The following is an 8,057-nucleotide window of genomic DNA, read 5'->3' on the forward strand; positions in this document are numbered from 1 at the left end:
GGCCGGCGGCCGTCAGTCGTAGCCGGCCTCCAGGTACCACGCACCCCCCTCCACGGTGAGCAGCAGCGCCCGGCCACCGCCCACCACGACCTGGAACCGCGCCCGGCGGCGGGCCAGCGACTGGTCCCACCAGTACTCGACCGCCGGCCAGGGACCGGTCCAGCCGTCCACCCGCTCCCGCCGCCCCTGGAACACCACCAGGGCCGGCCGGGCCGACACCCCCGCCCGGCCGTCCACCGTGACCGGCTGCCCGGCCCCGTCCAGCACCCGCACCGGCGCCGGCTCCCGCAGCACCACCGCCGGCCAGACGTCCGGCAGCCGACCGGGCCAGGGCGCGTCGGCCGGCGCCGCCGCCTCGTACGGCTCGCCCCACGGCACCTTGACCGCCTGCTCGCCCGGGCCGCGCCCGCCGGCCGGCTCGATCCGGCGCAGCCCGGCGTGTCCGAGCACCGCCTGCACTCGGGCCACCGCACGCTCCACCCGGTCGTCCGCCACCGCCTGTCCCCACAGCGCCAGTTGGCGCCCCTGGTCTGGGGAGAGGCCGTCGGGGGCCAGGCGCAGCAGGGTGAAGCCGGCGTCGGGGTCGGCGGGGCCGGCAGGTCGGTCCGGGTCGGCGAGGCGGTCCGGGTCGGCGGGGCGGACCGGGCCTTCGGTGCGGTCCGGGTCGTCAGGGGCGGTGCTTCCGGCGGGCGGGGTGAAGGTGCCCGCGCCCTGCCAGGCCTGGAGCTGCCAGCGGACCCGCTCGGCCAACGCCGTCGCCGACAGCCGGCCCTCGTGCCGCCACAGCCGCGAGGCCGTCCGCCCGTCCGCGCAGGCCACCTCGACGGCCACCCGGCGGCAGGTCAGCCCGGCCCCGGCCAGCCGCTGGTGCAGCCGCTCGGCCAGCGTGCGGGCGACGAACACCAGCGGCTCCGCCAGCCGCTCGGGCGGGTCGAAGCGCTGCTCGACGGCGAGGTCCGGCTCCTGGTCGCGCGGCACCAGCGGGCGCGGCTGCAATCCCCGGGCCAGCCGGTGCGCCACCGTCCCGGCCGGGCCGAAGCGGTCCGCGACCGCCTCGGGCGGCAGTGCGGCGAACGCCCCGACGGTCGGCAGGCCGAGCCGCCCCAGCAGCTCCGCCAGCGCCTCGTCGCCGAGCGCGCTCACCGGGTACGGCGCGAGGAACTCCGCCGTCCGCCCGGCCGGCACCAGCACCCCGGCGCGGGCGGCGAGCACGGCGGCGAACAGGCCGTCGGCGACGCCGACCTGGGCGTGCGGGGGGCGTTCCGTCGTGGCGGGAGTGGCGGGGGTGGCGAGCGCAGTGTCCGTGCCGGGGACAGGGGCCGCGCCGGGGACGGCATCCGGCACCGGCTCCCGCGCCAGCGCGTCCACCACCGCCGTCCGGACCATGGCCGCCAGCGCCTCCTCACCGCCGAAGTAGCGCCCCGGCCCCTTCACCGGAATCGCGCACAGGCCCGGGCGGATCACCTCCACCCTCGGGGTGAACGCCTCCACCGCCGCAACCACCGGCTCGAAGCGGCGGGTCTCCGCCTCCGGGTCGCGGTCGCGCAGCTCCAGCGCCGGGCAGAGCCGCTGGGCCAGCTTGAGCCGCTGCCCCTGCCGCACCCCGGCCGCCCGGGCACCCGCCGAGCAGGCGAGGATCCGCCCGCCATCGGTCACCGCCACCGGGCCGTCGCCGGTGACGGCCGCCACCGGCCAGTCCGGGCACCAGACCACCAGCACCCGCGGCGTTCTGTCGTCCGCCATCGCTCACACCACCGCTACCTGTTCGAGCGGCTGCTCGACGGCCCCGGCCCTCTCCAGGGCGGCCCGTTCCAGGACGGGGCGCTCCGGAACGGGCCGCTCCAAGACCGGCCGCTCCAGGACCGGCCGTACCGCGCCGTGCTCGTCCGGCAGCCAGAGCCGGGCGGTCCGCCCGCGCACCGCCGAGCCGCGCCCCTCGGCCACCACCTCCACCTGCCGCCCGGCCAGCTGGCCGTGGCCGTCCCCCAGTCCGAACCAGCGCCCGGACCGCACCCCCAGCCGCAGGGTCGCACCCGGCCACGGTCCGGCCACCAGCAGCACACAGCCGCTGCGCCGCAGCACCGCCGCCAGCCGGGCGGCCAGCTTCGGCGGCACCGGGCCGTCCGGGCGCAGCATGACCAGCTCGACCGCGCCGGCCAGCACCGACACCACCTCGGCCCAGTGCGGCCCCGGGTCGTCCGCGACCAGCAGCCGCCGCAGGTCCAGCCCGTACCCCTCGGCCGCGGCCAGCCCCAGATCCGGCAACCCGACGGCCGCCGCCCAGCCCCCTTCGGTCTCCTTCACCCCGGCCGCCAGCGCCAGCAGCAGCCCGGTGTCCCCGCCCGCCACCGACACCGCCGTCCCCCGCCGCAGCCCGCCGTCCGGCAGCACCTCCCGCAACGCCGGCACCACCGGCACCACGCCCCGCCCGGCCGCCTCCGGCCCCGCCCCCTTCTCCGGGGCGCTTTCCGGCACGGCCGTCGACGCCACCGGCCGGAGCGTCGGCCGCTCGGCGATGGATTCGAAAACAGATTCGAAAATGGGCACAACCCCAGGATCGAACATTCGTTCGTAAAGATTCAAGTCCACACCCTCCGCCCCACCCGTCACACTCCGTGTTGTCTCGGCTCAGCGAAGGCTGCGCATTCTCACCGGATCTTGGTTACCGGTAGGTTCGTCTCACCGAAGCCTGAGCGCTGTGGCTGTCGAGGGGCGAGGATGGCAGGCTCGCCTCCGAGACCGGCAACGGGCCGGTGGAAGCACTGGCCGGTGTCGGCCGCTCGTCGCGTCATCCGGAGGGTGCGCCAGGATGGCGGCATGGCCGATGAAACGATCACCCCACGCACCATCGCCGACTGCCACCTCGACCAGGTGGCTGCACACGACCCGCTGGAGGCCGCCTGGCTGGGTCTGCACCCGGGCGACGACCGGCAGCCAGACCTCTCCCCGGAAGGTTTCGAGGCGCTCGCCGACATCGCCCGACACACCCTCACCGCGCTCGACGCCGCCCCCGCCGCGGACGACCCCACCGACCGGGCCTGCGCCCGGCTGCTCCGGGAGCGCCTCACCGCCGAACTCGCCATGCACGACACCGGCGAGAACTTCCGTCAGCTCCGCAACATCGGCGCACACGTCCACCACGTGCGGGACATCTTCACCCTCATGCCGACCGCCACCGACGACGACTGGGCAGCGGTGGCCGGGCGACTGCGCAACCTGCCCGCCGCGCTCGACGGGTACCGCGCGACGCTCACCGAGGGAATCTCCCAGGGCCTGCTCGCAGCGCCCCGCCAGGCAGCCGCGGTCACCGACCAGCTCACCGCCTGGACCGGCGAGGGCACCGACAGCACGGGGTGGTTCGCCGACTTCGTCGCCCCCGGCCCCGAGCAGCTGCGCGGCGAACTGGGCGCCGCCGCCCTCAAAGCCACCGCCGCCGTCGCCGAATTCCGCGACTGGCTGCGCGACACCTACGCCCCGGCCACCGCCGACACCCCGGACGCGGTCGGCCGGGAGCGCTACCGGCTCGCCGTACGCCACCACACGGGCGCCGACCTCGACCTGGACGAGGCCTACACCTGGGCCTGGAGCGAGTTCCACCGGACGGCGGCCGAGATGCGTACGGAGGCCGAACGCGTGCTGCCCGGAGCGGGAGTCCGGGGCGCCATGCACCACCTGGAGCGGCACGGTCACGCGGTCAAGGGCGAGGAGGGGATCCGTGACTGGCTGCAGCAGATCATGGACGAAGCGATCGAGGCCCTCGACGGCACCCACTTCGACATCTCCGGACCGGTGCGAAAGGTGGAGTCCCGGATCGCCCCCGCCGGAAGCGCCGCGGCACCGTACTACTCCGGCCCCAGCCTGGACTTCAGTCGCCCCGGGCGCACGCACCTGCCCGCTCTCGGCCGGGACGCGTTCCCGACCTGGCAGCTCGTCACCACTTGGTACCACGAGGGTGTCCCCGGCCACCACCTGCAACTCGCCCAGTGGGTCGCCCTCGCCGACCAGCTGAGCCGTTACCAGACCACGCTGGGCACGGTCAGCGCCAACATCGAAGGCTGGGCCCTGTACGCCGAACGCCTCATGGACGACCTGGGCTTCCTCACCGACCCCGCCCACCGCCTCGGCTTCCTCGACGAGCAGATGCTGCGCACCATCCGAGTGATCATCGACATCGGCATGCACCTGGGCCTGGCCATCCCCGCCGACGCGGGCTTCCACCCCGGCGAGCACTGGACCCCCGAACTCGCCACCGAGTTCATGGCCACCTACAACGGCAGCCCCGCCGAACTGCGCAGCAGCGAGATCGTCCGCTACCTCGGCTGGCCAGGTCAGGCCATCGGCTACAAGCTCGGTGAGCGCGCCTGGCTGCAGGGACGCGAAGCCGCCCGCCGCCGGCAGGGCGCCGCGTTCGACCTCAAGACCTGGCACATGAAGGCGCTCTCCCAGGGCTCGCTCGGCCTCGACGACCTGGTCGACCAGCTCTCCACCCTGTGAACCCGGCAGCGACGGGCCCCGCTCCGCGGGAATGACGACCTCCGGAACGGGGCCCGTCCACGTTCTCGGTCCGGCCATGGTCAAGGCCGAGACGAACACTCCGGCGCTCAACCTTCGGTGAGATCGCGCCCCCGGCCGCCGATGCGCCGTCTGACTCCGGCCGTCCCGCCCGGCAGCGCCGACGCGGGTCGGCGCTGCCGGGCGGGCCTGAAATCGGTGGACAGGTTCGGTGTGGTCCACAGACTGGTGCCATGACCACGACCGACCCCAAGGCCGACCTCCGGATCTACCTCCAGGACGCCCGCGACGTCCTGATGTGGAAGCTCGACGGCCTGTCCGAGTACGACCTCCGGCGCCCGCTGACCCCGACCGGGACCAACCTGCTGGGGCTGGTCAAGCACGTCACCGGGGCCGAGGCGATGTACTTCGGCGACACCTTCGGGCGGCCGTTCGCGGAGCCGACGCCGCTGTGGATCACCGGCGGCGCCGAACCGAACGCCGACCTGTGGGCGCGGGCGGACGAGAGCACGGAGGAGATCGTCGGGCGCTACCGCCGGGTCTGGGCGCACGCGGACGCCACCATCGAGGCGCTGCCGCTGGACGCGATCGGCCGGGTGCCGTTCGGCAACCGCGCCGAGCAGACCCTGCACCGGGTCCTCGTCCACATGATCGCCGAGACCCACCGCCACGTCGGCCATGCCGACCTCGTCCGCGAACTCGTCGACGGCGGCACCGGCCAGCGCCCCGACGGGGCCAACACCGCGCCCGGCGACGCCGCCTGGTGGCAGGCCCACCACGCCCGCGTGGAGCAGGCCGCGCGGGAGGCCGGCGGACTCGCCTGACCCGTCCGGCGGCGCCCGGGACTACGACCGGGCCGGCGAGGCTGTCCTGGCAGGCGGCAGGCCCGGCGGATCTGTTCGACGCCGCGTGGACGGGCGGGGAGTCGGCGGCCGAGGGGCGGCTGCGCCTCGCCCTGCCCGCCGGGCGCCACCGTGTCCGCGCCGCCCACGTGGAGCCCGCCCCGGAGACCTGGCGCGTCCTGGTCCGGCTGGAGCTCCCCGGCGGCGGTAGGCGGTGAGCCGCGCCGTAGCGGCGGACGGCCGGCGCGGGCGGGGAGTTGGCGCCGGGCGCCGGGGAGGTCGAGGGTGTTCCGCGCTGCGTGCCTGCCCGGGCGCGGGAATTGTCGGCGGCGCTGTCGGGTGGGGCGGCTAGGGTCTGGGGGTCAAGGGTCGGGGCTGTGGAGGGTGGGGCACGTGGGGCACACGGGGTGCGCGCAGGTGGCGGCGGACGGATTGCCGGGCGGCGTGGTGCATGCGGGGAGCCGGGAGTTCCTGATCCGGGAGGGGCTGCCGGCCTCCGGGGCGTTCCTGGACTTCGGGGTGCTCGGCGACGGGGCGTTGGCGGCCGTGCCGGGGACGGGGCGGTTGTTCGTGCTGGGTGAGACGGAGTACTGCGCGCCGTTCGCCGCGGCCGGTGGCCCGGTCCTGCTGGACGGGGTGACCGGCGAGGTGTTCCTGGCCGACGTGGCGGGGGCGGCCGACGGGGAGATACGGCGGGACCTGCTGGCCTCCGACCTGCCCGCACTGGCCGGGTTGGTGCGGGAGGTGGAGGCGGTGGCCGAGGCGGCCCTGCGGGCGGACGCGCTGGGCGGGCGGCGCGGGCCGGCGGTGGTCGCCGAGGTGATGGCCGGGGCCGAGCGGCGGATGCGGGAGGTCGACCCGGGCTTGTTCGGCCGGTCCGCGACGCCGCCCCCGCACTGGGACACGGCGCTGCTGGTACGGGCGCTGGGCTGGGGTGCGCTGCCGGGCGGCCCGGACGGGCCCGCGTACGAGGTGGGCGCGGAGCTGGTGGCGGAGCTCGCCTCGCTGACGGGTGAGGGTGCGGACTCAGACGCAGGCGCAGGCGGGGGCGCGGGGCTGGTGCACCGCTACCGGGCCGAGGACCTGCCCGCCGGGCTGGTGCACGAGCCGACCCGGCGCCTGCTGACCGAGGTCGGACTGCCGCTGGGCGGGGCGATGTTCGGGGTCTGCGAGGAGCCGCTGGTCACGATGGCGGAGGCCTACCCGGAGTACTTCGACGGCGAGGAGGAGCGCCCGTACCAGCGGGAGTTCCTGGCGCTCGGGGACTGGCCGACGGATCTGACGATCGCTCTGGACGGCGCCACCGGACGGCTGGAGCTGCCGGACTGGTACGACGACGGCCAGCCGGAGGCCTACCTCAACCGCGATCTGTCCGCCCTGCTGTACGCGCTGTGGACGTACGAACGACTGCGCGCCGAGTGGGAACGCTGGGACTACGGGCGGGGCCGGGACACCTGGGCGGTGTTCGACCCCCAGTCACTGCTGAGCACCGTGGTGGACCGGCTGGTGGAGGCCGTCGACCCGGAGGCGTTCGCCTCGCCCGGGTGCTCGTGGCGGCTGCTCGCCGAGGACGCGCACATGGGCGGCCTGCTCGGGTGATCCTTGCGGCGCCCCGGGCCGCCCGCCGGTACGCTGCCCCGGTGACGAACATCCGTACGGCGGCCGGGCGCAGGCGGACGGTGCTGCTCACCTGCGGCGCCGTCCTGCCCCTCGCCGCGGCGGGTGCGCTGTACGGACTGCTGTACGTGCGGTCGCTGGGCTTCGGCGCGCGCTGCGAGCTGGGCCTGGTGCCCGGCGGCGGGCGGTTGGTGGAGACGGGCGCGTCCTGGCTGCCGCCGGACGCGTGGTGCCGGTTCGAGGACCGGAGCGTGTCCACCACCCCGTTCTGGGCGCTGCTGCTGTTCTACGCCCTGCTGACCCTGGTCGTCTGGTCGGTGAGCACGCTGCTGCGGATCCACCGCCCGCGCCCGCACCTGGGGTTGGACTGGCAGCCTGGGCACGGGCCGGGCTGGTAGGCCCTTCGGTTCTGTGGGGCGGCGGGGCGGCCGGGCGGCCGGCGCCCGGCAGCCGACGAGCGCGGGGTGGCGATCGCCCTGACCGGGGACGCCGGCGAGCGGCTGCACGTGCCGACCGGACCGGGCATGGACCAGGTGCTGGACAACGTGCTCTCCGACGCCCTGGAAGTCTCCTCCGACGGCGGCACCATCACCGTCCGGGTCAACGGCGGCGGCACCGTGGCCCTCGTGGACCCGCCCGGCGGCGGGCTCGGCGTGCGGATCACGCTACGCACCGTCGCCTCGCGCACCGATGCCTCGCGTGCCGATGCCTCGCGTGCCGACCAGCGAACCGGGCTGCGGCTCAGCCCTCGGCCGGGAGCACTGAAGAATGGTGGTTGACGATCAGCCACCGGCCGCCGCGCTTCTCGTACTCGTAGGTGCAGCGGGCGTCGACCGGCTTGGTGACACCGCGACACTTTGTCCCGACGGCTCACCCCGTGGCTGGAGCCGCGGAACCCGGCGCTCACCCGACGCGGGAGCTGGACCCCAGTCATGCCCACCACCAATGCGAACATCCGAAACGGCTCGCCGGACGAACCGACGAACCGTCACGAAATGCTGGCTAGCAGTTGCAGGGATTGCCGTTCGTGTCCGAAGGCGCCATCGTGGTCGACGGCCCGGAAGGCGTGGTCGACGGCGTCGACGG

8 protein-coding genes are annotated in these 8,057 nt (G+C 75.4%); 6 read left to right on the top strand and 2 right to left on the bottom strand.

Annotation, left to right across the window (positions count from 1 at the left end):
* Positions 1 to 12: 12 nt before the first annotated feature.
* Complete coding sequence (locus tag ACIOJE_RS19580; RefSeq protein ID WP_400777521.1) at positions 13 to 1,743, bottom strand: DNA polymerase Y family protein; 1,731 nt, start codon at positions 1,741 to 1,743, stop codon at positions 13 to 15.
* Between the two features lie 3 nt (positions 1,744 to 1,746).
* Complete coding sequence (locus tag ACIOJE_RS19585; RefSeq protein WP_400777523.1) at positions 1,747 to 2,490, bottom strand: hypothetical protein; 744 nt, start codon at positions 2,488 to 2,490, stop codon at positions 1,747 to 1,749.
* A gap of 327 nt (positions 2,491 to 2,817) precedes the next feature.
* On the opposite strand from ACIOJE_RS19585, the gene ACIOJE_RS19590 reads away from it, so the two are divergent.
* The 6 genes from ACIOJE_RS19590 to ACIOJE_RS19615 all read left to right on the top strand — a co-directional run bounded on the left by ACIOJE_RS19590 (position 2,818) and on the right by ACIOJE_RS19615 (position 7,750).
* The gene (locus ACIOJE_RS19590; protein WP_400777525.1) at positions 2,818 to 4,494 is read left to right on the top strand and encodes a DUF885 domain-containing protein; all 1,677 of its coding nucleotides are present in this window, start codon (positions 2,818 to 2,820) and stop codon (positions 4,492 to 4,494) included.
* 251 nt (positions 4,495 to 4,745) lie between these two features.
* A complete protein-coding gene (locus tag ACIOJE_RS19595; protein WP_280674173.1) occupies positions 4,746 to 5,336 on the top strand; it encodes a DinB family protein in 591 nt (196 codons plus the stop codon).
* Positions 5,276 to 5,572, top strand: coding sequence for an Imm21 family immunity protein (locus ACIOJE_RS19600; RefSeq protein WP_400777527.1), 297 nt, complete (start codon positions 5,276 to 5,278; stop codon positions 5,570 to 5,572). Before ACIOJE_RS19595 ends, ACIOJE_RS19600 begins: the two co-directional genes overlap by 61 nt.
* A gap of 175 nt (positions 5,573 to 5,747) precedes the next feature.
* Positions 5,748 to 6,953, top strand: coding sequence for an SUKH-4 family immunity protein (locus ACIOJE_RS19605; protein ID WP_400777529.1), 1,206 nt, complete (start codon positions 5,748 to 5,750; stop codon positions 6,951 to 6,953).
* A 41-nt stretch (positions 6,954 to 6,994) separates the two neighbouring features.
* The gene (locus ACIOJE_RS19610; RefSeq protein ID WP_400777530.1) at positions 6,995 to 7,369 is read left to right on the top strand and encodes a hypothetical protein; all 375 of its coding nucleotides are present in this window, start codon (positions 6,995 to 6,997) and stop codon (positions 7,367 to 7,369) included.
* 66 nt (positions 7,370 to 7,435) lie between these two features.
* Complete coding sequence (locus ACIOJE_RS19615) at positions 7,436 to 7,750, top strand: hypothetical protein (protein WP_400777532.1); 315 nt, start codon at positions 7,436 to 7,438, stop codon at positions 7,748 to 7,750.
* Positions 7,751 to 8,057 lie beyond the last annotated feature (307 nt).

This window comes from Kitasatospora sp. NPDC087861 (assembly GCF_044742585.1).
Taxonomy (GTDB): domain Bacteria; phylum Actinomycetota; class Actinomycetes; order Streptomycetales; family Streptomycetaceae; genus Kitasatospora.